Here is a 23,493-nt window from a genome sequence, read left to right as displayed (position 1 = left end):
TCCTCACATTAATATGCATTCAATTTCCAATCTTAAATCTTTAATTTTTTCCAGAATATATTTTCTTTTTCTTGGATCTGAATTTTGGATTTTTAATTCTAGTTTTTCAAATTTATCTTTAATCAAATTCATAATAATCGATTGTTCATTAAATGAAGATTCTGAAATTTTTGTTTCTTCGTAGGTGTTTCTGTTCAATAGTTTCCTTGATAGTTCTGATAACTCGTCGTGAGACATATGATCATATACTGAATTCTGCTTAACACTCCTTCTCCCAGACCATTGGGCAATTTGTATCTCTGGCAATACGCTTCGTTGAGCTATAGTATTAAGTAAATGTCTAATTTGATGGCTGCGGAAAATTAAAACAGGACTATCACAGTTAAAATGTATATTCCTATGAAATATGTTATTCATATTATCGGTGCGAAAATCCCCTCTAAAATACTTTGAAGATGCCTTAATTGTTGTGAAAATATCAGCACCCTTGATAGAGTCCAATAAATTATGATTTATGGAGCATAAATTAGCATTAATATCTTCAGAATTAACATTCTTTCGCTGTATATAAATCCAAAATGCTTTTACACTGACTGTGCCATGTTTTATCTTAGACAAGAATTTTAGATTTTCTTGGGAGATATTTAATTGATTTATAACAAAGCCAAGTTTGTGGAGATCTTCAATTGTTAAACAATCAAATGCACTTCTGTTTAATGACTCGTATAAATTTATTTCCCCTGCTTTTATCAACCGTGAAACAACCCTTGCATTCCTTGTAAGTTTTTTCAATCGCATGATAGCCTTTGAAGCTACAGGAACCATACAGTCTGGAATCCATTTGGTATTGTATCCAAAGCCCTTCAGAGAAAGAAATCGCAAACCATATCTTGATATGCCATTACTATCTTCAACTATAACTTCACAGTCCTCTTCCAAAAGCATAATTTCACTAATTCGAGATGGAGCACATAAGAGCAATGCAAAAATAGAAGATGTAAATATGTCCCTTTCATTAACTGGATTAGAGCTAAATATTTTACCAATAAAATCTATAGCCTTTTCATCAGGAAGTTTTTTCTGATTGGATAAATTTCCCATCGAATCCATTGTGCTATTTGTGTAAGCATCATATGCCTTAAATGGATATGACCATCGTGTAATGGATTCTGGCAACATTTCGTTCTTAGACATAAAAGAACATAATACCCTAAGATCTAAATATATTTTATAAGAAGTGGATATTGCAAAATTTTCTTGAACAATAGTCATAACTTCATCTAATACTTTATGATCTATACTTGAATCCTTAACTTCTTTATTTGTTTTAACTATGGCAATTTCTAACATCCTAAATAATCTCAGCACTCTGAAAGCTACAGATAAATCATGAAAGCACTCATGCCATACATATGCTTTTGCGAACTCTGCAATGTTATAATTCATTAATTTCTTATTCTTGTTCCCCATTCTAACCTTGATTCCGCTAAAAAATGTAATTCCGCCTCCCCAACTTGAATTATCCCACTCAAAATTTCCAAAATTTTTCGCATGAGCCTTATTAGCGATAATGAAGTTATTGATCATTTTATCATGGATTTCTTTCATCACTTTATCCTTCTTTTAAATGCTATTGATCATATCGTCGATAGAATTAGTTACTAACGATATTGCTGTATTATCAAAAGAGTTAGTTTTAGATCCACCGCAGTATTCTTCTATCAAATGCTTCAAAGAATCTAACTCTTGCTGAAGCTCTTTTCCCTCAATAAATTTGTTAGCCAGTGGCTTCATTAGTTCGTTTACAGCTTCATTAATCCTCTTGCCATTTTCCGCTGTATTTTCTATATAACTCATAACAGAATTGATTGAAGAATGGTCCAAAACATTTGCTATCAGTGAAGGACTATAACCCAATTGTGCAACCTTAGTGCCTAATGAATATCTAAATCTGCGCGAATTTATACACCCCAGATAGGCTTGATATTCATTTATTGAACGATTTATAGTGTTCCTTATTTTTAGTGTTATGGCATAGGGGTTAAGTTTTAATCCACCACTTTCAATCATGTTTAGCTCAACACATCCTTTTTTGAATGGATATGTGTTTATAAAAATTGGTAGTTTTCTCTTTTGTTTTTCACTTAAATCGATTTTTAATGTGTCATTGACCAGCGAATTCACAGCTTCAACGAGATATGTCAATTGGCTGAAAAGCTCTTCTGGAATTTGTAATTTTCTAAACTCTTTTCTATATCCATTTCGTTGTTTAATTCTTGGGATATTGAGAAAGTACTCTCCATTAAAAGCTAAGAGATCACCAGCTTCAAGTTGAGATATTTGCATAGGTCGCCGCCCGGAATATGCAACAAGGAAGGTTAGCAGATAGTTTGACAGACTTATCTTTTCTTCCTTATAAGCTATCGCTACAGAATCGATAATTACCTTTAATTGCGAGTCACTAAAGGGACCTTTTTTATAATCACGTGTCTTTATAGACTTGTTTGCATTTGTTTTTTTAACTTTAATATTTTCTAAAAATATGATTGCTTCTGACGAAAACAAAGATGGGTAAAGACCACTCATCTTCATAAAAAAATATTTCACTGTCTCTGCATGTGTGTAATCTAATGAGCTCACAACTTTATAGTAATACTTTATGCAATCTTTAGAAAACAAGCTATCATTCGTATTACAGGCCTTAATGTAATGTTTTACTGCATAAAACATTTTCTTAGTATAACTGGCACTATAATTTATAGCGAAATATGCCAAAGTGGTTTTGATAGGTATATATGCACTGATGACCATTCTTAAAGAATCAATGTTCAATGTTATACTTTCACTTATCTTCCACTTGGAATAAGAAAAGTTCACTTTGAAATTACCATCCTTGGTTTCAAAAACCGAATATTGACTTTCTTGTAGCTTTCTTAGAGTTTGAAACATTGGATTTGTCCTCTACTATGTTTTTGAGTGGGTTAATAACAGCCATTATTTTTCGGCTTTCTTGTGCTATAAATGCTTGGTTATAGATATCTGAGGTTGTACTATTCTTCTTCCACCCCATAAGATAATTTCTTACTTTCTCATAAGTAATATAATCCTGATAGTTCGAATTCATGAGTATCATTTCTGAGAATTTCACATTCCAGGTATGTCTTAGCGAATGCCCCACAATATCGCTCAATACATTACTATTTTTCCTAATTTGTTCGAAAATTTTCTGATAACCTGAAATAGTCAATGCATGACCTAATTGACCTTTACTGCTATGAGTAACAAGCAGATAGTCATGCTCCCCTGCATGACACTGCTTACTTCTGAAATCACTAATATAATTCTGTATTAACTCAGTCAATTCTATACTCAATGGTATTTTTCTTTCTAAAGTTTTAACCAATGGTTGCCTTAATCGTGGTTCGTTTTGATCATCTGGCCTTCTTACTATGCATAGACTTTTGTGGACATAGTCAAAATCAACCAACTTAATATTAAGTAGTTCCCCTCCCCTAATACCTGTCTCTAACAAAATTTCAATTATTAGATTATTTCGAAACCTTACATGCTCCGAAAATGGATTAATCTTAGATTTAACACTTACCATATCAGTCAAAGTTGTAACCTGCTCATTTGTCAATGATTTGCTTTCGCTTTCGATATTGTAATTCTTTCCGTTCTCTATTCTTGGCTTTATAAAATCAAATGCTCGACTGATTGTTTCATAACGAGAAGAATCAATATTATTGATAGCAATGTTATCAAAAAACCATTTGACGTAATTTTCAATTGTCATTATCTTGAAATAAAGGGTTCTTTTAGAGACATGCTGTTCTTTAAGAATGCTTGTAACATTCTCTAAGTCGTTTCTGTAAGAAAGGGCATTCATTAACCCGAATAAATATCCTCTGTTCGAGACAAGTTTTTCGATATCATGATTTACCATATCAAAAACACCCACATTCATGTCAGCATTATATCTTTCAAATAAAAGCAAAGCATTTGCTATTGCTTCCATTGTTGAAAATGAATAGCTATTTGTTCGTGAAATAACACTCATATATAAGTTAGGATATACCAAGGGTAATCCGTTGCTCTCATTAATAATAATGCAACTTCTGATACCATCCTTATTCTTCAATCTTTTTATTTTATATTTCAAAGTCATATCACCTCTATTTACATTTAATCGTCAGTGAAAATAAATAAAGCATATAACATAAGCAATTTACAAATATATTTTCCTGAATTTAACATTATTCCCTTTTACAATGACGCATCCCGGTCGAAAATTTATAATATCCCTCTAGAGGGATATTATAATCCTTTCTTTTCACTTGAAATAGTTAACCCATTATTTTAAAAGGAATTAGAGGTGTTTTGTAAATTAAAAAGTAAATAGCACTATCATTTCAACAATGCAATTTACAAAATAGTACTAAATATTGATTCATTCAAAGAATTGTTTTCAACCCAATCTGATATCGAATTATCCGTTTCGATAAATTTCTAATTTCATCAGGGCATTTGATTAGTGAGAACCATGTCTCGTAAACATAAAACTGCTCGAAAATATCAAGCTCAGAGATCGCGTCTAAAGGTTGTCTCAAATTTCCGACAAGATACTGACTGAGCCAGTAAATGATTTCTTTATTAAAATCGCTATTCGGCAAATCATAAATAGCTCCGGGTTGGAAGATCTTGCAAAAAAGATCCTCGCCTAAATTGCACATATGGTTTTCTTCATTCATAAATTCTTCGATATTCATAAAAATCTCTCCCAGGTTTAATTAAGCAACTTTAATTCTGCTTGTTTCGATAACTGATTGAATCCACTCGTCAACTTCACTCTCGACAAAAGCAACGGCACGAACTCCGATCTTAACGGGTGCCGGAAACCGACCTTCACTGATCAGACGATAGATCCAGGCCTTGCCGAAACCAGTTCGTTTCAAGACTTCTGGTAAACGAATTAAGCTTTGATTGATTGTATTCATTTGGCTGTCTCCTCCGCTTCCGTTAAGGAGATATTAGCCACACAGATTTGTATCTATGAAGGGAGTGCTGATAACTGAAAATTTAGATGAGGGAAGAATGGAGAGAAATTTAGGGGAAGAAAAATATTTTCACCATCCCCTTGACAATTGCATGATGATTTATAGCTAGAGAGATCCGAGTTCTGAAATCGGTATGTTGATGAGATGACTGTTTTTACTAAGAAAGTACTCCAAACTACGAGTTATCTCTCCATTTAAAGCCTTCTCAGCAACGGGCCTATCTGTATCTTTAATGTGATCTTCGCCTCTAATCTCGTGAGTGAAATCAGGATACAACACACGAGACAAGACCATATTTGAGATTTTTGCTTTTTTGAATTTTGACCAAATTAGTAGGTCCATCATAGGAATAATGTTGTAATCGACAAGTTTTCTTATTTTTGCGAGCCCTATCTTTTCTGTTTTTACTGGATCAATCTCGTATTCTTTCCTTAGAGTTGGAAGCATAGTTTGCAGGGCTGATATAATTTCCTCATCACTAGATAACCCCAAATCAAATGATACACACATCTTGCTGCTATTTTTGTTGAGAAAAAAGTCTCTCATGGTTTGTGTTATGGGTTTATTTTTTAATTCTTTCTTGAAATCACCATTCTGTTCAAAGAAATCCATATCAAACATTATTAGTTTTTTCTCTAATTTTTCTATATCACCGAAACTTATCTGTACAACATGTTTTTGTCCCTTAACATAGGGATCATAATAATTTTCTTGTCTACTTAAAATAGGATTACCGTCAAGGATTGACTTCAAATTTTGATTTTCATCTTCCCATTCAAAATTTATACTATCAAAAATCACTTCTCTAAAGACAATTTCTCTATGCAGTTCCTTGATTGTAAACGATTTTATCGGTTCGTAGTTATCAAGATTAAACCAGTTCTTCAATTCCTCAAAGGGGCTAATTGCTCTCATAAACCGCTCTTAGAAATAATTATTGAAAATAACATTAAATTTGATATTTATTTATAAAATAAACACCTTCATATTTCAATACTAATTTTCAGTTAACCAACCAGAGCAAAGTAATTTGCTCTGGTAACTGATTATGGAGTACTAATGTGTCACACACTTTTCCATGAATGCATCGAGGAAATCGTCTGTAATTCCTTGAGGATTCCTTCTTGCACATAATGAATAGAGTTCCTCTACAGCAGAATAGGGGAAGAATCGAGTGTCTAATTCTTTAAACTGTGGCATATTAGAAAACTCTATAACTTTATTTCTATATTCGTCAGGTGCCACAACGGTCCAACGTATATTTTTTAACTGTGGTGCATAATCATAAAATTGTTTCATTCTTACCAAACCACTTTTAATACCAGTGCTATGTTCAATCTCCATAACTGCAGGCATTAATTTTCCATTTCGAAACCAAATGCAATCTATAAGCCGAGCTTCCTTGATAGCTTTATCATATGATTGAAGCACTTGTTCATTTCTTAAATTATCTATGACCCCATCCATTTGAGCTATAGATTTTCCATTATATTGGAGGCCTCGATCATTTGCTGCAACCCATGTTCGATAACCTAAGTAATGACCTATTTTTACTAATGAGATTTGAATTTGTGCATGACGTCTTTTTTCCTCAATCGTCATTCCTTTAGTAGGTAAGATTGTCTCTATATCAACTGATTGATGGACAACATCTAAATTCATTTCAGAAATTATAACATTAGTAATATGTTCTATTGCTACACCATTTTCATGTGGGTCATTTGGTCTATAAATAAGGTGCTTGTGACCTTTTTTAATGTTTTTCTGAGTGTTCATTACCTCAAGGCGATCAAGCTTACACCAATAAAACTCAGGAGTATGGGCCAAAAGGCTTTCGAGAACAGCACGTGTATTATAGCTTGCACCAAAAATACGATCCAAATTGACAGGGACATCTTCCTGTAAAGCATTAGCCAATCTCCACAACATTTGTGTGGAGATACTTTCCGATTTAGAACTATGTAGTGTCTCACCCTTTTTTGGATCGAATCTTTTAAATTCTATTGGGCCTTCGGGAAGTTGGACATTCGTTACAATGATTCTTCCCGAATTTCGCACATTTACATAATTAAACTGCGTGTTTTTTGGTAGATTGGCAATCGCCTGTGCTAAGTTCGCCGCAGTTACTCTCATATTCGATTCCTAAATGCTCTATAATAGATTTGGCAATACCGGCCGCTGCTAAGTAGGGTACACCGTTACCGACTGTTTTAAACATATTAGACAGAGTCATATAAGCAGGTAATTCAAATTCTTTTGGTAAAGACTGAATTGCTAATGCTTCGGCAACAGTAATTCTTCTTGGTTTATAAGGATGTAAATGTACCTCATTATTACCATAAGCAGCAGTTGGTGAAAATCTCCATCTATGCAACCTTTTATAGGATTTTTTACTATCGTCCCCTTCTTCGACAGTCAAAAACCTCGCAAGCCCTGCTCTTGCCGCGAATACATGCTTTGCATTTGGATGATTATCAACCTGGTTTTTCTTGAACCAATGCTCTACTGTTAACTCTTCTGGGATACCCTTTGGTTTTATAACAGAAGTGTTTTCTGAAAATTGGTTTGTCGTCGGCCATTTATATTCAAATGCAGTTCTTTCAGGGTAGACTCTTTGCCCCCAATTGAACTGACTTGCGTATTTTTCATCAAGGAAACCAATCAATATGATTCGTTGCCTATCTTGAGGAGCACCATACTCAATAGAATTTATTAGTTTTTCATGCAAACAATAACCAACCGATTCTAATTGAGTTTTTAAATGGTCAAAAAACTCCCTATGTTTACTGGTACGGTATAGACCTTTAACATTCTCAAAAAGAAAGAAATCTGGTTTCATTTCAAGAATGATATCAATATAGCTTTGTGAAAGCCGACCGTTTTCACCATCTCGACCTTTATTTTTACCCGCTACAGAGAAATCCGGGCATGGTGGACCACCAATAAATCCAGTCAATCGCCCCTCATTTTTAAGTTGAAGCATAGAAGACTTAATTTTTTCATGTTCTACATCTTCAATACTGCACTCTGCATACCCAAAACGAGGTGGTGCTATATTTAATTTTTTCCTCGAATGTTTATATGCATCCATAAACGGAGCATGGTATTCATTCACGAAAACCACTTCATAACCATTTTTTTCAAATCCAAGATCAAGAAATCCTGAACCAGAGAAAAAAGAAAAAATTGCGGGGTTAATTGTGGACATTTTTTACCTATTAAATTTAAATTAAAAATATAGCCATTGTAATCATATCACACGGCTATGCCAGTGGATAGTTAATCGTTGATCAAGCTACTTTGTTGTAAAATCAAAGGGACTGATAAACCTATCTTTCAAGGCATTAAGGTAATCAGCCCACCACTGCAACATAAGCCTTCTTTCATCAAGGTGTTCTGCTTTATGAATGTAGGCAGCACGAACGGAGTTTCGCTCTTGGTGGCTCATCTGCCGTTCAACAGCATCCCTTGACCATTTTCCCGATTCGATCAACGCACTACATGCCATCGCACGAAAACCATGTCCACATACTTCAACAGTAGTGTCGTAGCCCATAGACCTTAAAGCCTTGTTTACCGTGTTTTCACTCATAGGCTTTCTAAAATCATGATCACCAATGAACACAAGTTCACATTCACCGCTGATTTCTCTGATAGCTTTGAGGAGTTCTAAAGCCTGACGACTTAACGGCACGAGGTGTGGGGTCTTCATTTTTGAGCCTCGATGAGAATGTTTGACCCCTGGCAATGGCTCACGTTCCCCAGGGATAGTCCACATGGCATTGTCGAAATCTATCTCGGACCAACGAGCAAACCTGAGTTCACTTGACCGAATGAAAATGAGCAATGTGAGTTTCACGGCTAACTTCGTGAGTTTTCTACCCTTGAAACTATCAATTCGTTCTAAAAGTTCTGAGAATCGTTCGAATGGTAAAGCTGGCCTGTGGACTCTTTTAGCTACCGCAATAGCTCCTGCCATCTCCTGAGCAGGATTGTAATCTATCAGCCCATTTTGGACGGCATATCGCATTACTGCTGTTGTTCTTTGCTGTAGGCGGGAAGCAACTTCCAATCGCCCGGAAGCTTCAACAGCCTTGATAGGGGCAAGAAGATCTCTGGTATTAAGCTCGGATATTTTTCTTTTACCAATGGCAGTAAAGAGACCATCTTCCATGCTTTTTAGAACTCTCTCGCTGTGGGAATCTGACCATTTTCTTTTACAAGCCTTATGCCAGTCCCTGGCAACAGATTCAAAAGTAAGAGCTTCGCTCTGCTCGATCTTGTCGGCTTTTTTCTTCTCAGAAGGGTCGATACCATCAGATACCAACTTTTTGGCTTCATCTCGCTTCCTGCGGGCCTCACCAAGAGAGACCATTGGATAAACACCCAATGCTAAAACTTTCTGTTTGCCGTCGAAACGGTACTGTAATCGCCAGTACTTCGAGCCGTTAGGATTGATCAGCAGGTGCATACCCTGCCCATCAGTAAGTTTGAAGGGTTTGTCAGAGGGCTTGGTAGTCCTAACTTTGATATCGGTGAGAGCCATCAGTTGATACCTCCAGTGTTGGTACCAAAATCAATCGAACCGGGAATACCATCAGTTATACCATCATCAGTTGGTATATGTTCAAGGAATTGAGTAGACGTGGACAGACTAAGAAAAGCCAGATACATGCTTAACTTACTGTTTTTATGGACTAAAGTAGACGTTAGTAGACTTAAAAAAAGCTTTTTATGGTGCCGAAGGCCGGACTCGAACCGGCACGTATTTCTACGGTTGATTTTGAATCAACTGCGTCTACCGATTTCGCCACTTCGGCACTGAAGGGGATGCGGAAACGTTGTGGATTATACCTGTCGCGCGCCGCCATGCAAGCGACGACGCGCGAAACCCGCTCTAAGTGCCCAAAAAACCAGCGCCCTTTCACTCCAGCTCAGATACCGCAAGCCGAATCACCCCTGCCGCCTTTTGCTCCGGCAGCGCCAGCACCTTCGCCCACATCTCCTGCACCATATCGCAGGAGAGCTTCTCTTTGCCCGCCGCCTTCTCCGGCATCTGCAACAGTTGAATGTCCTCGCCGTACTTATCGGCAAGCGCCTTCATAATTGGCCGCACATCCTCGACGGCCGCCTCGCGTTCGGCCTGGGTCACGGTGTGGCGGTTTTTGCCGTAGGCCGCGCGCATCATGTCGGCATCGGCCTGCATGCGCCGGGTCATCAGGTCTTTATCCAGCATGCGCATCGGGTTGATGCCGCCCTTCACCATCGGGTAGAGGAAGCGGAAGCAGGCGTCGTCGCTCACCTTCTGGATGGCGGCGGTCTGCTCCATGTTGATGGTCATGTAGTTCACCACGTTGGCGTCCGGGGCATTTTGCAGGCGCGTCATCTGCAAATGCAGGATCTGCGGCTGGATGGTGTCGATAATGTGCTGCTCCGGCTCGCCGGCCTTTTGCAGGGCGGCCATCTGGTCGAGGATGCGCTGATGCAGCACAGGCTCCTGCTCCTTAATCACCTGCCAGGCGGGCATCGCGTTAAGGGCAGTATCAATTTGCGCTTCCGGAGCGCGCTGTCTGTCGAAGAAGACCCAGAACGCCACGGCGGCAGCCGCGACAACAACAATGACCGTACTGATCCACGTTTTTTTCATCTCGCATCCTTATCCTTGCGTTATGCCGGTTTACACCGGCACGCCGCTGTGGAAGCGAAACTCGTGGTCCGGTGTCGAGATAAGTGTGGCTTCAATTTCGCCAAAATGCTGTATGCGCGGTGAGATATCGTCGTCGCTCACCTGCTGAGCCAGCGTCAGGTAATCCTGATAGTGGCGCGCTTCGGAGCGCAGCAGCGAGAGATAGAACTTCTGCAAATCATCGTCGAGGAACGGGGCCAGCGCGGCGAAGCGTTCGCAGGAGCGGGCTTCGATGTAGGCGCCGCAGATGAGCTTGTCGATCAGCGTCAGCGGTTCGTGAGTGCGCACTTCCTTCAGCATCCCTTTGGCGTAGCGGCTGGCGGTGATTTTGACGTACGGAATGTCGCGCGCCAGCATCGCCTCGCGCACCTGCCAGAAGTGGTGCAGCTCCTCTTTAATCAGCAGCACCATGCTGTCGATGAGCGCCTGGCCCCACGGGTCGTCGGTTTTGGGCATTACGCTTTTGCCAATCTGCTTATGCAGGGCGATGAAGTCCGGCTCCGGGCCGTCGCGGAAGGTGAACTGTTCGTAGGGTTTGAGCCAGTCGAGCAGCGCGTCGGCACCGCTTTCGTCGGCGACGTATTTACGCACGAGTAATAGCGCGGTCTGGGCGGCCTTGAGCTCGCACACCATATGGTCGGTGAGCAGCAGCGGCAGGTTCGACGGGTCTCGGGCTTTATCAATCCATGCTTGCGGGGTCGGGTACTGGAGGAAGTTGAGTACGGGGGCGAGTATCTGCGGGTAATCCATGGTTCTGCCTTGAAAAAAGCGGTGGCGTGCGCCACCGCCTGAATCACTTAGTGACGCACGCCGTCGTCGTCTTCGTCGACGTAATCTTCGTCGTCGCCTTCTTCGCCGTCTTCACCGTTTGGATCTTCGAAGTAGGTTCCCCAGCCGTCGTACTCCACTTCAAACTTCTCGGCCAGGTTCATCAGCTGTTCAACCTGCGCGTCGATCAGCTCCGCCTTCAGCGCGCCTTCGCTCAGGATGTCGCAGCAGATGACGGTATCGCCCTCTTCCACTTCCAGCTCTTCCGGCTCGGTCACTTCGTAACCCAGCTTGAAGGCTTCCACGGCCATTTTTTCCAGCGCTTCAAAGTCGTCCGCAGAGAAATGGTGTTCGATGGTATACAGCGCGTCCGGATCGCTACCGTCTTCCAGCAGTTCTTCAATAATCAGACGCGTCTCTTCGCGTTGCTCTTCCAGTAATTCCGGGTTTGCCATGGCTCAATCCTCTTTAAAGTGCGGCAGATACTTCTATTTTCACACACGGACGGGTTTGCCTCCACCTTTGTTGGAAAGATTTGTGAAACGGGGTTGCAAATGAATAATTACACATATAAAGTGAATTTTAATTCAATAAGTGGCGTTCGCCATGCGAGGATAAAATGTCTGATCTGTACAAGAAACACTTTCTGAAATTGCTCGACTTTACCCCTGCACAGTTCACTTCTCTGCTGACCCTTGCCGCACAGCTCAAGGCCGATAAGAAAAATGGCAAGGAAGTACAGAAACTTACCGGTAAAAATATCGCGCTCATCTTCGAAAAAGACTCGACCCGTACCCGTTGCTCTTTCGAAGTTGCCGCATTTGACCAGGGCGCGCGCGTCACGTATTTAGGGCCGAGCGGCAGCCAGATTGGACATAAAGAGTCAATTAAGGACACCGCGCGGGTTCTCGGGCGGATGTACGACGGCATTCAGTATCGCGGCCACGGCCAGGAAGTCGTCGAAACGCTGGCGCAGTATGCGGGCGTACCGGTGTGGAACGGGCTGACCAACGAGTTTCACCCGACGCAGCTGCTGGCGGACCTGCTGACCATGCAGGAGCACCTGCCGGGCAAGGCGTTTAACGAGATGACGCTGGTCTACGCGGGCGACGCGCGCAACAACATGGGCAACTCAATGCTGGAAGCGGCGGCGCTGACCGGGCTGGATCTGCGCCTGGTGGCCCCGAAGGCCTGCTGGCCGGAAGAGAGCCTGGTGGCGGAGTGCAGCGCGCTGGCGGAGAAGCACGGCGGCAAAATCACCCTGACGGAAGACGTGGCGGCGGGCGTGAAGGGCGCGGACTTTATCTATACCGACGTCTGGGTGTCGATGGGCGAAGCCAAAGAGAAGTGGGCTGAGCGGATTGCGCTGCTGCGGGGGTATCAGGTGAACGCGCAAATGATGGCGCTGACCGGCAATCCGAACGTGAAGTTCCTGCACTGTCTGCCCGCGTTCCATGACGACCAGACCACGCTCGGCAAGCAGATGGCGAAGGAGTTCGACCTGCACGGCGGGATGGAGGTGACGGACGAGGTGTTTGAGTCGGCGGCGAGCATCGTGTTCGATCAGGCTGAAAACCGGATGCATACGATTAAGGCGGTGATGGTGGCGACGCTTGGGGAGTGATTGGGTCCTCTGCGCGCTGGTGCCCTCACCCCGGCCCTCTCCCACAGGGAGAGGGAGAAAACCCTAAAAACGACAATAGCGTTATGGTCTGGCAGAAAAATTCATTTTACTGACGCTTTCTCAGCCAGGCATTAACCATAATAAGAATTTATGTTTTTATTAACCATTATTTATTGAGTAGATAATGGTTAATATCAGGTCATTATCAATTACAAAACACCGTATATTATCGGCGTAATATTTCCTTATTGCTGCATTTCGTTAATAAGGATTATTTATGTCATGGAATAAGCATGAAGCTGTATCGTATGCCCGCAGCCACGCACATCATAAAAGTACCGGTTACTGCGCCCGCGCCGTTGCTGCAGCTATCCGCGCCGGAGGACTGAAGATTGATGGCGCTGATGCCAAAAACTTCTGGCGTTCTCTTGAGAAGGCAGGATTCAGTAAAGTGTATGGCACCCCTATTGAGGGTGATGTTGCAGTCATTGACGCATTACCTGGAGCGCATCAGAACGGGCATGCTTGTATCTACGACGGATCGGGTACCTGGTATTCAGACTTTAAACAGAATAGCCTTTATCCCGGCCAGACATATCGGAAGATACAGCCCAAAATCACCCTTTACAGGCACTATTGATATGAAAAATATCTTACTGCTTCTCTTCATATTCTCTTTTTCTGCAATGGCTGGCCATTCTGATCCGATTGAGCGTGCTGTAAAATTTAACAGCTGGTACGTAAATCAAATCAACAAAGACGTATTTCCCATCACTGATGGAAACGAAATAGATAAATATGTCACAGCATCAACAATGAAAAAACTCCGTCACGCGCAGGATCCTCGCTATTCAGACGAAGACTTTTACGAGGCTGATATATTTTTAAAAGCGCAATACGTCGGCGATGACTGGCCGCAGAATGTAACAGCCATAGCCGGGGATACCGATCCAGTCTGTGTCAACGTATACATTGCATTCGGTAAAAAGCAGGACCACGTAGTCATAGACTGCATGGTTAAAGAAAACAACTTATGGAAGGTGCAGTCGGTTTCTGCTGTTGAATTTTCAAGAAACCTGACTAAACCGAACTGAGCCAAACAACGTACTGACATGATATTGGATCGGTGCGATCTTCCTGCCGGGTGACACAGCGCTTACCCGGCCTACAAAACCCGTAGGCCCGTGCAAGCGAAGCGCCGCCGGGCAAACCGGCTCCATTTCATTGATTTTTCACCCCAAAAAAGGTACGTTTTCGCCTTCATTCCAGCGTGGACATGCCAGCATTATGCCGATTATTCAGTCTGTTGAACGTGCGTTGCAGATCCTCGACCTGTTCAACGAGCAGGCCACCGAGCTTAAGATCACCGACATCAGCAAACTGATGGGGCTGAGCAAGAGTACCCTCCACTCGCTGCTGAAAACCCTCCAGCTTCACGGCTATATCGATCAGAACCCGGAGAACGGCAAATATCGCCTCGGCATGAAGCTGGTCGAGCGCGGTCATTTTGTCGTGGGCTCAATCGATATTCGCCAGAAGGCGAAAGGCTGGCTGACGGAGCTGTCCCAGCGTACCGGGCAGACCACCCATCTGGGGATCCTGGACGGGCGTGAAGGGGTCTATATCGAGAAGATTGAAGGCAAGCTGGCCGCCATCGCCTATTCGCGCATCGGCCGCCGCCTGCCGGTTCACGCCACCGCCATCGGCAAGGTGCTGATTGCCTGGCTGGGCGAGGCCGAGCTGAACGCCCTGCTGGAGGGCTATCACTACACCACCTTTACTCCCGCGACCCTCGCCTCTCGTGAAGCGTTAATGACCGCCCTGGCGCAGACCCGCGAGCAGGGCTACGCCCTGGACAGCGAAGAGAACGAGCAGGGCGTGCGCTGCGTGGCGGTGCCGGTGTGGAACCACGAATCCCACGTGATTGCCGCCCTGAGCCTGTCGACGCTCACCTCCCGCGTGGATGACGCCGAGCTGGCCCGCTTCCGCGAGGAGCTTCAGCAGGCCGGGCTCGAGCTGTCACGTGCGCTGGGCTATACCGGCTCGTAGGTGAAGTAGTCGAAGTCCGCGTGACAGCCGTCACCGCTGATGTCCTCGCAGTGCAGCCCCACAAACGCGCCGGTAAAGAAGCCGCGCCCTCCGATGTAATCGTCCGACAGCTTCCACGCCTCATAGGTCACCGGCACGGCGTGCCACGTCTCGCCGTCGAACGAGTAGCTGTAGCGGTAGACCAGCGTATCCACGTCCACCCGCAGCCAGACGCTCTCCGCATGTTCCGGCACCGGAATGGGCTGCTCGTGCAGCGGCCACGACGGCACATTGTGGTCGAGCTGAATCACCTTGATGGTCCTCCCCTGCCCCTCCTCGTAATCCACAAAGCAGTAGCTCCAGTTTTTGCTGTTGTAGTAGCAGGTCAGCCCGGCACTCTGCTGGAAGTGGATCGGCGAGAACTGCATCCGCGTCTCGGCCCGGAAGGTGAAGTGCTGCCAGCGGCGCGCCACGGTCGACTGGGTGAAGGTCGAGTTGAGCGAGTCGTTGCCGTAGAGCCGTAAGAAGCCCGGGCGCGCGGTGAGCGAGCCGAGGGTGTCGTCGAACGGAATGCGCAGGGTCTGCAGCTCCGGGTCAAGCGTACTGCCGTCGAAGTCATCCCGCCAGTTACCCTGAGCGGCTGCGGGCTGCTCCGCCACCTGTGGGCCGGGCACGGTCAGTTGCGCGTGTTTGCCGCCTTCCACGTACGGCCAGCCGTCGCGCCATTCAATGCGGGCGATGCCGGTCTCGCGCCCCAGCGGGCAGTAGCCGCGCCCGCCGGAGGCCAGCAGCGGCACGCCGGGCAGGCGCAGCGGGCGGCTGGTGAGGTAGGCCATATACCATTCTCCCGTATGGGTCTGCAGCAGCGAGCCGTGGCCGCTCTTTTGCAGCGGATTCTCCGGCAGGTGCCAGCTGGTCATCATCGTCACGTCCGGGTGCAGCTCGTACGGCCCGTCGATATTTTTTGAACGCAGTACCACGACCGCGTGCTCGTAGCTGGTGCCGCCTTCGGCAACCATCAGGTAGTACCAGCCCGCGTGGCGATAAAGATGCGCCCCTTCGGTGTAGCAGAGCGGCGTGCCGGTAAACAGCGTTTTGCGCTCGGGCGAGAGCGTGCCGGTCTGCGGGTCAAACTCCTGCATCACAATGGTGTTGTGCGGGTTGCTGTGGTGGCGCGGCCCCCACGGACGGTAGAGGTAGTATTTGCGGCCATCGTCGTCGTGGAACAGGGACGGATCGAACCCACCGTTGCCCATCGGGATCGGCTCGCTCCACGGCCCCTCAATCGACGGCGCGGTGACGAGGAAGTTGCGGCCATTTTTCCACGGCGAGTCGACAATCTTCACGTCGGTATAGAGCAGCCAGAACTTGCCGTCGGCGTAGCTCAGGCAAGGCGCCCAGATGCCGCCGGAGTCCGGGTTGCCCTTCATGTCCAGCATCGACACGCGGTCCAGCGGCGTGCTGACCAGCGACCAGTTTTTCAGGTCGCGGGAGTGGTAGATGCGCACGCCCGGGAACCACTCGAAGGTCGAGGTGGCGATGTAGTAGTCCTCGCCCTGACGGCAGAGAGACGGGTCCGGGTTGAAGCCGGTCAGGATCGGGTTAGTAATTTCCATGTTGCCTCCGGTTAATGGGATGCGGCTGTCGCGGCGTCGGGTACGGCCTCGCCCTGCGCCGCGCGGTGTTTGATCAGCTGCTGGCTGATGGCCTCCACGCGGTCGTCGGTGAGCTTGTAGAACGACAGCATGATGAACATGCCCGCGTAGAGCACCACCGGCACCACGCAGAACAGAATTTTGATGGTGGTGAGCACCTCAACCGGCTGCACGCTGCTGCTGGCGGAGTAGTTCACCCAGGCCAGGATCCAGCCCACCACCGCCCCGCCAATCGCCAGGCCAATCTTCAGGCTGAACAGATAGGTGGAGAACACCAGCCCGTCGAGGCGACGCCCGCTGCGGCTCTCCTCGTAATCCACCACGTCGGAGGCCATCAGCCACTGTAGCGGCGTGGTGGTGTTAAAGACGAACAGGAACAGGATGTTGAGGGCGAAAATCAGGGCAATATGCTCTGCTGGCGTAAAGAAAATCAGCAGGCTGATGAGCGAGTAGGCGACGATGATCCACTTGAAGGCGGTGACGCGGTCGAAGCGGCCCAGCAGGCGGGAGGAGCAGAGCGAGCCGAACATGGTGGCGAGGCTGCCGTAAAGTAAGAACTGGGTCGCCATCTCCGGATGATCCATCACGTATTTCACGAAGTAGAGCGTCGCCCCGCCGCGCACCACGTTGGAGCAGGTCGCCATCATCTTGAACGCGCACATGATGCGCCACTGGCCGTTGCCGAGCAGCAGCCTGAGATCTTTCGCCACCGACGAACCCGGCTGCACCTCAAAGGTGTAGCGCTCTTTGGTGGTGAAGAAGCAGACGTAGAGCAGCACCACGCCGGTCAGCCCCAGCACGCACATGGCGCCGAAATAGCCCACCTGCTCATCCCCCTTGCCGATGATGCTGACCAGCGGCAGCGCGATGCCGCTGATGGCGAGCGAGCCCGCCGCGGCGAGGAAGAAACGCCAGGACTGAAGGGCGTGGCGCTCTTTCGGGTCGGCGGTGATGACGCCGGGCATGGCGCAGTACGGGACGTTAACGAAGGTGTAGACCAGGGTCAGGAGAATGTAGGTCGCGCAGGCGTAGATGATTTTGCCCTGCGCGGAGAAGTCCGGCGTGTAGAAGGTCAGCATGCAGACGATGCCAAACGGGATGGCACCCCACAGCAGGAACGGGCGGAACTGGCCGTGCCGCGTGCGGGTGCGGTCTACCAGCAGCCCCATCAGCGGGTCGGTCACGGCGTCGAGCACGCGGGAGACTAAAAACAGCGTGCCCATAATGCCCGCAGAGAGACCAAACACGTCGGTGTAGAAATAGGCCAGCAGGAACATCGTGGCCTGCCAGACAAAGCCGCAGGCGGTGTCACCCAGCCCGTAGCCAATTTTGTCTTTCATGGTTAATTGCGTCATCAGAATTACACCCTTTGGTAGTGTGCTGAATTACAACATCGTGTTAATGGAGTGTAATGAGCTGTTCAATTAACCAGCAATGGTCATATCTTATTTCTGAATTATGTTATTTTGCTTTTGTGACGCCAACGATATATCGCAACATATTGTTTAAATTAACAAATTACAGATACGAAAAAGCCGCCCACGGAATATATTCCGTAGACGACAATCGCGTGAAAAATAATTAAATGCCGAGCGCTTTTTTACCGGCGTTAATTACCTCAATAATTTTATCGGTGTCATAAATACAGCCTTTCCAGGTGCCGCCGCTTACCGACTGTAATGCTGCCCACAGGCGGGTGTCGTCCGGCAAAAAGTCGTGGGCGTGCAGGTCCGGGTGCGTCTGCCGCAGCGCCAGCTCGCGCGCGCCCTCCTCCGGCGTCAGCGGGTTATCCGCCGTGCCGATAAAGTTCACGCTGCCTGTTAATGTCTGGCGGTCGACGGCAATCTCGATGATGTCGTTGTCGCGCAGCTTGCCAATCGGTCCCCCCGCCAGCGCCTCCGGCGACACGTGGCCGAAGCAGGCGCCCGTCGATACGCCCGAGAAGCGCGCATCGGTGATTAACGACACCGTCTTGCCCCAGGAGATATGCTTCAGCGCGGAAGTGAGCTGGTAGGTCTCTTCCATGCCGGTGCCGGACGGCCCGCCGCCGATCACCACCATGATATCGCCCTGCGCAATCTCTTCCCGCTTGATGGCCTTGATCGCCTGCGCTTCCGAGACAAACACTCGCACCCGGCCGGTGTGGCGGTAAACGCCATCGTCATCCACCACCGACGGGTCGATCGCCGTGGCCTTGATCACCGAACCTTCCGGCGCGATGTTGCCCGTCGGGAAGCAGACCGTCGAGGTCAGCCCTTTCGCTTTTGCTTTCTCCGGCGGCAGGATCACGTCATCCGGCTCCACGCCGTCCTGCTCGCGCAGGCACTGGCGGAAGCGCTTACGGCGCTCGGACGTCTGCCACCAGTCGAGGTTCTCGCCCACCGTCTGGCCGGTGACGGTCATGGCGTCCAGATGCAGCAGGCCGAGATCGCGCAGGTGGAGCATCACTTCCGGCACGCCGCCCGCGAGGAACGCGCGCACGGTCGGGTGGTAGTCCGGGCCGTTGGGCAGCACGCTCACCAGACGCGGAACCCTGCGGTTGACGCGCGTCCAGTGCTCTACGTCCGGAATAGTGCAGCCCGCCGCGTGGGCAATGGCCGGGATGTGCAGCAGTAAGTTCGTGGAACCGCCGAACGCCGCGTGGATCACCATGGCGTTTTCGATGGCTTTATCGGTGAGGATATCGCGCGTGGTGATGCCGCGGTTATCCAGCTCGCTCACCGCCCGCGCCGACTGGCGGGCGATCTCCAGCCACACCGCCTGCCCGGACGGCGCCAGCGCGGAGTGCGGCAGCGCCAGCCCCAGCGCTTCCGCCACCACCTGCGAGGTGCCCGCCGTGCCGAGGAACTGGCAGCCGCCGCCCGGCGACGCGCAGGCGCGACAGCCGAGCTCGGCAGCCTCCTGTAATGAGAGCTCATGGTTGGCAAAGCGCGCGCCGATGGTCTGCACCTTGCCCGCATCTTCCCCCACGGTCGGCGGCAGCGTCGCCCCGCCCGGCACCAGAATGGTCGGCAGGTCGTGCATGGAGGCCAGCGCAATCATGGTGGCGGGCAGCCCTTTATCGCAGGTCGCCACGCCGATCACCGCCCGGCGCGTCGGCAGGGAGCGGATCAGACGGCGAAACACGATCGCCGCGTCGTTACGATACGGCAGGGAGTCGAACATGCCGTACGTGCCTTGCGAGCGCCCGTCGCACGGATCGCTGACGAAGGCCGCAAACGGGATCCCGCCGTTGCGGGTGATCTCCTTCGCCGCCGCCTGCATCTGCATGCCGATTTCCCAGTGCCCGGTATGGTAGCCCAGCGCAACCGGGCGTCCGTCCCCGGCGCGAATACCGCCCTGGGTACCGATAATCAGCACCTCTTTGCCGGTCAGCTTGTTGGCGTCCCAGCCCATCCCGGCGTTCTGCGTCATGCCGAACAGGTTGCCGCTGGGGGATTCCATCAGCATCTGCGGGGTCAGCGGCAGCGCGCCCTGCGGCCCCGCCGCGTGGGTGATCACCGCATAAAACGCATCGTCCTGTGGGGTGAAAATTTTCTCAATGGTCATCGTTATCGTCCGGCTCAGCAGAGCTTGAGCTGTTGCAGCAGGGTTTTCAGCTGCGCCTTACGCGGCTCGTCCAGCGGCGTGGCGGGCGGCAGCACGTGCGTGGAGACAGGACGACCACAAAGCACGATCGCCTCTTTAATGACGTTCACAAACGGCGTATCCAGCTGATACATCTGCGGGATTTGCAGCAGGGTCTGATGATACTCAGCCGCTTTCGCCACGTCTTTATCCCGCCAGGCTTTCAGAAGATTCACCGACACCTGCGGGGCAAAGTTGCCGCTGGCCGAAATCGCCCCGTCGCCGCCGAGCAGCAGGGTATTAAACAGATGATCGTCGTAGCCGCACAGCACGGTGAAGTGCGGATGAGCGGCTTTAACGGTGAGGATCATGCTGCGCAGGTGGGCGACGGAGTCGATGGTGTCTTTGATGCCGATAATATTGCTGCGCGAATCGGCCAGGGTTTTCACCAGCGCCGGAGTCAGATCCTGCCCGGTCAGCGCCGGGAAGTTATAGAGCATCACCGGCAGCGTGACGCTGTCGGCCACCTGCTCGAAATAGCGGATCAGGTTCGCTTCCGACACCTTCCAGTAGTAGGGGTTGATCACCACGATGCCGTCCGCGCCCGCCTGCTGCGCGTGCTGGCTGAGTTCAATGGTTTCCCGGGCGTTGGTGCCGCCGGTGCCGATCAGCACCGGCACACGACGATCGACATGATCGATAGCAAAGCGGGCAATGGTTTTACGCTCTTCGGCGCTGAGCTGGGAGAACTCGCCGCCGCTGCCCAGGAAGAACAGGCCGTCAACGCCTGCTTTGATGAGATCGTCGATCAGCGCGGCGGTGCCCTGCTCATCAAGCTGGCCGTCGGCGGTAAAAATGGTGGAGACAGGGGGAATGATTCCCGTGAACAACGCGGACTGCGGCATAAGATCTCCTTGTTGAATCATTTTGTTCTACATTATAGAACAGCGTTCATTAATTTAACGATCATACTATGACGCAGAAAAAGGGGAGGTAAATGGGAGATGAGGAGGGAGTGCGGGAAGTTTAAGCTGGATCACATTATGCGTGGGTGCGGTCTGGTGCCCCAGCCCTCTCCCTGTGGGTGTACAGTCCGGGGACATGGTAGACAGGTGTTCGGGGACATGGTGAACACTTTTTAACATCCTTTACCCATGGTGATCGACTTTTTCTTCAGGTCGATCACCCCCACTTTCGTGCTGTACCACCACACTTCATAGCAGCCGTCATCCTGTGTCTCCCTCAGCCCGACCCGTTCTCCCCTGAACGCCTTGCCTGCGCTCAGACTGACACCCTGTATGCTCAGCTTTCCGCTGACATCCACTTTCCTGACCTTCACGCCTTCATCGTACTCAGGTGGCGTTACGCTGCCGCTGTACTGCCGGGCAGACGGCTGATAACGCGAGGCCGGTACCGCCATATCCAGCGCCTCGTGCGGGCGTTCAAGGTTGTACACCGTGCGCCAGTGATCGAAAGCGCGCTGCAGCTCTCCGCTGTCCGCGAACCATTTTCCCTGCAGCACTTCCGCCTTCAGGCTGCGGTGAAAACGCTCCAGCTTGCCCTGCGTCTGCGGATGATAAGGCCGGGAGTGCCCCACCCGGATACCGTGGCGCATCAGCCACAGCTCCAGCGCCGTCCAGGTGCCGGTGGTGTCGCCCCACGGTGAGCCGTTGTCCATCGTCATCCTGTCCGGCAGGCCGTAGCGTTCAAACGCGCTGACCAGCTGCTGCTGCACGGTCTCGCGCCGTTCATCGGTACAGTGCGCCAGGCACAGGGAAAAACGGGAGTGGTCGTCCAGCAGGGTGAGCGGATGGCAGCGGCCACCGCCAAAGGGAAAGTGGCCCTTAAAATCCATCTGCCAGAGCCGGTTCGGCGCGTCATGTTCGAAGCGTCCCGTAGCCGGAACGCCCGGTGATGCGCCCGGCAGCAGACCGTGACGGGCCATCAGATTATGGACGGTGCTGAAGGCGGGCATACGGTGCCCCTGGTCTTCAAGCCAGCGCTTAATCTTGCGGGCGCCCCAGCGTTGATGACGGTCATGCGCCATGCGCAGCAGGGCCGTGATGTCGTCAGATGAGCGGTTCGGGGAATGATGAGGTGCGCGGGAGCGGTCCTGAAGACCGGAGGCACCTTCCTCAGCCCAGCGCTGAAGCCACTTGTAGCCGGTGGCAGGAGAAATGCCGAACTGACGGCAGAGGAAAAGGATGTTCGCCCCGTCCTGCGAGGCGAACAGTACAAACTCGGTACGTAATGACATGGTATCTCTCGCATCCCAGGGCATAAGTGACTCCATAAACGGGTTCTTATGCCTCAGTTGTAAGTGTCTACCATGTCCCCGAACAAGTGTTCACTATGTCCCCGGACCGTACATGGGAGAGGGCTGGGGTGAGGGGAAATTACTCCACCAGCATTTTAACAACCACTTTTCTGACCTTAGCAGGCTCCCCCACCGCGCACAGTGGCTTATGCACTTCACCCGGCCAGAACACCACAAAATCCCCTTCACTCAGCACCACGGTTTTCTCCTGCTCGCCTTCCGGCAGGAACGCGATGTCTTTATCCGCCAGCCAATCGGTGTCCGGCGTGCCGTGCGGCAGGGTGCTGAACGTCATCCCTTCCTGGCCCTTCAGCACAATCTGGATATCCAGATAACGCGCGTGGTACTCGGCGCGGCGCTCGGCGAACGGCTGGGTCATGTCTTCTGACACCAGATAAAACAGGCTGTTGCCGTTGATGTCATGCTTGCCGAGCGGCGTGGCGTCGGTGACGTGGGCTTTAACGTGCTCAATGGCCTGGCGCAGCGCGTCAGGCAGCCAGGACTGCAGATGGTGGATGTTGCCGATAATCATGGGAAACCTCTCGATGTAAAACAACGTTTCATTTTTGTCTTTTATACGAGAGTTAAGCCTGCCATACCAGCCCTTTTTCGACGAGGCTTGCGCGAGCGCATGTTTATCGGGAAAGGTGTTAACCCACTGTTAACCCTGCCCAGGCAATTATGCAGCGGTTATGCATAACCTCATTTCGCGCGCGCTAAGGTTCTCACATAACCCACTGAAATAAAGAGCTTAATAACAAAACCCGCTGCCGTATCACATTTTACGACTT

At 49.0% G+C, this 23,493-nt stretch carries 23 protein-coding genes and 1 tRNA gene; 5 read left to right on the top strand and 19 right to left on the bottom strand.

Annotation, left to right across the window (positions count from 1 at the left end; translation table 11 throughout):
* Nucleotides 1–3 precede the first annotated feature (3 nt).
* The 13 genes from DG357_RS02705 to rraB form a co-directional block, all read right to left on the bottom strand.
* Complete coding sequence (locus DG357_RS02705) at nucleotides 4–1,608, bottom strand: hypothetical protein (protein WP_088204656.1); 1,605 nt, start codon at nucleotides 1,606–1,608, stop codon at nucleotides 4–6.
* A gap of 15 nt (nucleotides 1,609–1,623) precedes the next feature.
* On the bottom strand, nucleotides 1,624–2,949 hold the full coding sequence (locus tag DG357_RS02700; protein WP_088204657.1) for a tyrosine-type recombinase/integrase: 1,326 nt from the start codon (nucleotides 2,947–2,949) through the stop codon (nucleotides 1,624–1,626).
* Complete coding sequence (locus DG357_RS02695; protein ID WP_088204658.1) at nucleotides 2,900–4,168, bottom strand: tyrosine-type recombinase/integrase; 1,269 nt, start codon at nucleotides 4,166–4,168, stop codon at nucleotides 2,900–2,902. The genes DG357_RS02700 and DG357_RS02695 overlap by 50 nt, the downstream gene beginning before the upstream one ends.
* Nucleotides 4,169–4,454: 286 nt before the next feature.
* Nucleotides 4,455–4,769 carry a hypothetical protein gene (locus DG357_RS02690; RefSeq protein ID WP_088204659.1) on the bottom strand — a complete coding sequence of 105 codons (315 nt, stop codon included), beginning with the start codon at nucleotides 4,767–4,769 and terminating at the stop codon, nucleotides 4,455–4,457.
* A 21-nt stretch (nucleotides 4,770–4,790) separates the two neighbouring features.
* Nucleotides 4,791–4,997, bottom strand: a complete 207-nt coding sequence (locus DG357_RS02685; protein ID WP_088204660.1) for a helix-turn-helix transcriptional regulator — start codon at nucleotides 4,995–4,997, stop codon at nucleotides 4,791–4,793.
* Nucleotides 4,998–5,162: 165 nt separating this feature from the next.
* On the bottom strand, nucleotides 5,163–5,972 hold the full coding sequence (locus tag DG357_RS02680) for a DUF6387 family protein (RefSeq protein ID WP_088204661.1): 810 nt from the start codon (nucleotides 5,970–5,972) through the stop codon (nucleotides 5,163–5,165).
* A 141-nt stretch (nucleotides 5,973–6,113) separates the two neighbouring features.
* Nucleotides 6,114–7,190 (bottom strand): restriction endonuclease, encoded by a 1,077-nt coding sequence (locus DG357_RS02675; RefSeq protein ID WP_088204662.1) that lies wholly within the window; start codon nucleotides 7,188–7,190, stop codon nucleotides 6,114–6,116.
* The gene (locus DG357_RS02670) at nucleotides 7,126–8,265 is read right to left on the bottom strand and encodes a DNA cytosine methyltransferase (protein ID WP_001399625.1); all 1,140 of its coding nucleotides are present in this window, start codon (nucleotides 8,263–8,265) and stop codon (nucleotides 7,126–7,128) included. Before DG357_RS02670 ends, DG357_RS02675 begins: the two co-directional genes overlap by 65 nt.
* Nucleotides 8,266–8,352: 87 nt before the next feature.
* Nucleotides 8,353–9,603 (bottom strand): tyrosine-type recombinase/integrase, encoded by a 1,251-nt coding sequence (locus DG357_RS02665; RefSeq protein WP_080168690.1) that lies wholly within the window; start codon nucleotides 9,601–9,603, stop codon nucleotides 8,353–8,355.
* Between the two features lie 189 nt (nucleotides 9,604–9,792).
* Nucleotides 9,793–9,877: transfer RNA gene (locus DG357_RS02660), tRNA-Leu, on the bottom strand.
* A gap of 104 nt (nucleotides 9,878–9,981) precedes the next feature.
* Nucleotides 9,982–10,704 (bottom strand): topoisomerase II, encoded by a 723-nt coding sequence (locus DG357_RS02655; protein ID WP_088204663.1) that lies wholly within the window; start codon nucleotides 10,702–10,704, stop codon nucleotides 9,982–9,984.
* Between the two features lie 30 nt (nucleotides 10,705–10,734).
* Nucleotides 10,735–11,493, bottom strand: a complete 759-nt coding sequence (gene miaE / locus DG357_RS02650) for a tRNA isopentenyl-2-thiomethyl-A-37 hydroxylase MiaE (protein WP_088204664.1) — start codon at nucleotides 11,491–11,493, stop codon at nucleotides 10,735–10,737.
* 47 nt (nucleotides 11,494–11,540) lie between these two features.
* Nucleotides 11,541–11,966, bottom strand: a complete 426-nt coding sequence (gene rraB / locus DG357_RS02645; protein ID WP_017694625.1) for a ribonuclease E inhibitor RraB — start codon at nucleotides 11,964–11,966, stop codon at nucleotides 11,541–11,543.
* 99 nt (nucleotides 11,967–12,065) lie between these two features.
* Here rraB and argL point away from each other — a divergent pair, with 99 nt between their 5' ends.
* The 5 genes from argL (at nucleotide 12,066) to xynR (ending at nucleotide 15,184) form a co-directional block, all read left to right on the top strand.
* Nucleotides 12,066–12,161, top strand: a complete 96-nt coding sequence (gene argL / locus DG357_RS23070; RefSeq protein WP_213083700.1) for a putative translational regulatory protein ArgL — start codon at nucleotides 12,066–12,068, stop codon at nucleotides 12,159–12,161.
* Nucleotides 12,131–13,135 carry an ornithine carbamoyltransferase gene (gene argF, locus DG357_RS02640; RefSeq protein WP_023299201.1) on the top strand — a complete coding sequence of 335 codons (1,005 nt, stop codon included), beginning with the start codon at nucleotides 12,131–12,133 and terminating at the stop codon, nucleotides 13,133–13,135. Before argL ends, argF begins: the two co-directional genes overlap by 31 nt.
* 277 nt (nucleotides 13,136–13,412) lie before the next feature.
* Nucleotides 13,413–13,775, top strand: a complete 363-nt coding sequence (locus DG357_RS02635; RefSeq protein WP_063867255.1) for a hypothetical protein — start codon at nucleotides 13,413–13,415, stop codon at nucleotides 13,773–13,775.
* A gap of 1 nt (nucleotide 13,776) precedes the next feature.
* The gene (locus tag DG357_RS02630) at nucleotides 13,777–14,229 is read left to right on the top strand and encodes a DUF3828 domain-containing protein (protein ID WP_088204665.1); all 453 of its coding nucleotides are present in this window, start codon (nucleotides 13,777–13,779) and stop codon (nucleotides 14,227–14,229) included.
* A 193-nt stretch (nucleotides 14,230–14,422) separates the two neighbouring features.
* On the top strand, nucleotides 14,423–15,184 hold the full coding sequence (gene xynR, locus DG357_RS02625; RefSeq protein ID WP_088204666.1) for a DNA-binding transcriptional repressor XynR: 762 nt from the start codon (nucleotides 14,423–14,425) through the stop codon (nucleotides 15,182–15,184).
* On the opposite strand, the gene DG357_RS02620 is transcribed toward xynR, so the two are convergent.
* The 6 genes from DG357_RS02620 to DG357_RS02595 form a co-directional block, all read right to left on the bottom strand.
* Nucleotides 15,169–16,779, bottom strand: a complete 1,611-nt coding sequence (locus tag DG357_RS02620; protein ID WP_088204667.1) for a glycoside hydrolase family 43 protein — start codon at nucleotides 16,777–16,779, stop codon at nucleotides 15,169–15,171. The genes xynR and DG357_RS02620 overlap by 16 nt on opposite strands.
* An 11-nt stretch (nucleotides 16,780–16,790) precedes the next feature.
* The gene (locus DG357_RS02615) at nucleotides 16,791–18,173 is read right to left on the bottom strand and encodes an MFS transporter (protein WP_028015325.1); all 1,383 of its coding nucleotides are present in this window, start codon (nucleotides 18,171–18,173) and stop codon (nucleotides 16,791–16,793) included.
* 226 nt (nucleotides 18,174–18,399) lie between these two features.
* A complete protein-coding gene (gene yagF / locus DG357_RS02610) occupies nucleotides 18,400–20,367 on the bottom strand; it encodes a xylonate dehydratase YagF (protein ID WP_088204668.1) in 1,968 nt (655 codons plus the stop codon).
* A 14-nt stretch (nucleotides 20,368–20,381) separates the two neighbouring features.
* A complete protein-coding gene (gene yagE / locus DG357_RS02605; protein ID WP_047367011.1) occupies nucleotides 20,382–21,290 on the bottom strand; it encodes a 2-keto-3-deoxygluconate aldolase in 909 nt (302 codons plus the stop codon).
* 233 nt (nucleotides 21,291–21,523) lie between these two features.
* Nucleotides 21,524–22,666 (bottom strand): IS481 family transposase, encoded by a 1,143-nt coding sequence (locus tag DG357_RS02600; protein WP_456298247.1) that lies wholly within the window; start codon nucleotides 22,664–22,666, stop codon nucleotides 21,524–21,526.
* A 115-nt stretch (nucleotides 22,667–22,781) separates the two neighbouring features.
* Entirely contained in the window at nucleotides 22,782–23,234 is a 453-nt protein-coding gene (locus DG357_RS02595) for a YhcH/YjgK/YiaL family protein (RefSeq protein WP_028015322.1), read from the bottom strand.
* Between the last annotated feature and the right edge of the window lie 259 nt (nucleotides 23,235–23,493).

This window comes from Enterobacter bugandensis, from assembly GCF_900324475.1.
Taxonomy (GTDB): domain Bacteria; phylum Pseudomonadota; class Gammaproteobacteria; order Enterobacterales; family Enterobacteriaceae; genus Enterobacter; species Enterobacter bugandensis.
The sequence above is the reverse complement of the archived record's forward strand: the minus strand, read 5'-3'. Positions and strand labels throughout refer to the sequence as shown.

Bases quoted from the DNA above. Each gene is read 5' to 3' on its own strand.
- DG357_RS02705 (WP_088204656.1), bottom strand. From the start codon at position 1,608: ATGAAAGAAATCCATGATAAAATGATCAATAACTTCATTATCGCTAAT.
- DG357_RS02700 (WP_088204657.1), bottom strand. From the start codon at position 2,949: ATGTTTCAAACTCTAAGAAAGCTACAAGAAAGTCAATATTCGGTTTTT.
- DG357_RS02695 (WP_088204658.1), bottom strand. From the start codon at position 4,168: ATGACTTTGAAATATAAAATAAAAAGATTGAAGAATAAGGATGGTATC.
- DG357_RS02690 (WP_088204659.1), bottom strand. From the start codon at position 4,769: ATGAATATCGAAGAATTTATGAATGAAGAAAACCATATGTGCAATTTA.
- DG357_RS02685 (WP_088204660.1), bottom strand. From the start codon at position 4,997: ATGAATACAATCAATCAAAGCTTAATTCGTTTACCAGAAGTCTTGAAA.
- DG357_RS02680 (WP_088204661.1), bottom strand. From the start codon at position 5,972: ATGAGAGCAATTAGCCCCTTTGAGGAATTGAAGAACTGGTTTAATCTT.
- DG357_RS02675 (WP_088204662.1), bottom strand. From the start codon at position 7,190: ATGAGAGTAACTGCGGCGAACTTAGCACAGGCGATTGCCAATCTACCA.
- DG357_RS02670 (WP_001399625.1), bottom strand. From the start codon at position 8,265: ATGTCCACAATTAACCCCGCAATTTTTTCTTTTTTCTCTGGTTCAGGA.
- DG357_RS02665 (WP_080168690.1), bottom strand. From the start codon at position 9,603: ATGGCTCTCACCGATATCAAAGTTAGGACTACCAAGCCCTCTGACAAA.
- DG357_RS02655 (WP_088204663.1), bottom strand. From the start codon at position 10,704: ATGAAAAAAACGTGGATCAGTACGGTCATTGTTGTTGTCGCGGCTGCC.
- miaE (WP_088204664.1), bottom strand. From the start codon at position 11,493: ATGGATTACCCGCAGATACTCGCCCCCGTACTCAACTTCCTCCAGTAC.
- rraB (WP_017694625.1), bottom strand. From the start codon at position 11,966: ATGGCAAACCCGGAATTACTGGAAGAGCAACGCGAAGAGACGCGTCTG.
- argL (WP_213083700.1), top strand. From the start codon at position 12,066: ATGAATAATTACACATATAAAGTGAATTTTAATTCAATAAGTGGCGTT.
- argF (WP_023299201.1), top strand. From the start codon at position 12,131: ATGTCTGATCTGTACAAGAAACACTTTCTGAAATTGCTCGACTTTACC.
- DG357_RS02635 (WP_063867255.1), top strand. From the start codon at position 13,413: ATGTCATGGAATAAGCATGAAGCTGTATCGTATGCCCGCAGCCACGCA.
- DG357_RS02630 (WP_088204665.1), top strand. From the start codon at position 13,777: ATGAAAAATATCTTACTGCTTCTCTTCATATTCTCTTTTTCTGCAATG.
- xynR (WP_088204666.1), top strand. From the start codon at position 14,423: ATGCCGATTATTCAGTCTGTTGAACGTGCGTTGCAGATCCTCGACCTG.
- DG357_RS02620 (WP_088204667.1), bottom strand. From the start codon at position 16,779: ATGGAAATTACTAACCCGATCCTGACCGGCTTCAACCCGGACCCGTCT.
- DG357_RS02615 (WP_028015325.1), bottom strand. From the start codon at position 18,173: ATGACGCAATTAACCATGAAAGACAAAATTGGCTACGGGCTGGGTGAC.
- yagF (WP_088204668.1), bottom strand. From the start codon at position 20,367: ATGACCATTGAGAAAATTTTCACCCCACAGGACGATGCGTTTTATGCG.
- yagE (WP_047367011.1), bottom strand. From the start codon at position 21,290: ATGCCGCAGTCCGCGTTGTTCACGGGAATCATTCCCCCTGTCTCCACC.
- DG357_RS02600 (WP_456298247.1), bottom strand. From the start codon at position 22,666: ATGCCCTGGGATGCGAGAGATACCATGTCATTACGTACCGAGTTTGTA.
- DG357_RS02595 (WP_028015322.1), bottom strand. From the start codon at position 23,234: ATGATTATCGGCAACATCCACCATCTGCAGTCCTGGCTGCCTGACGCG.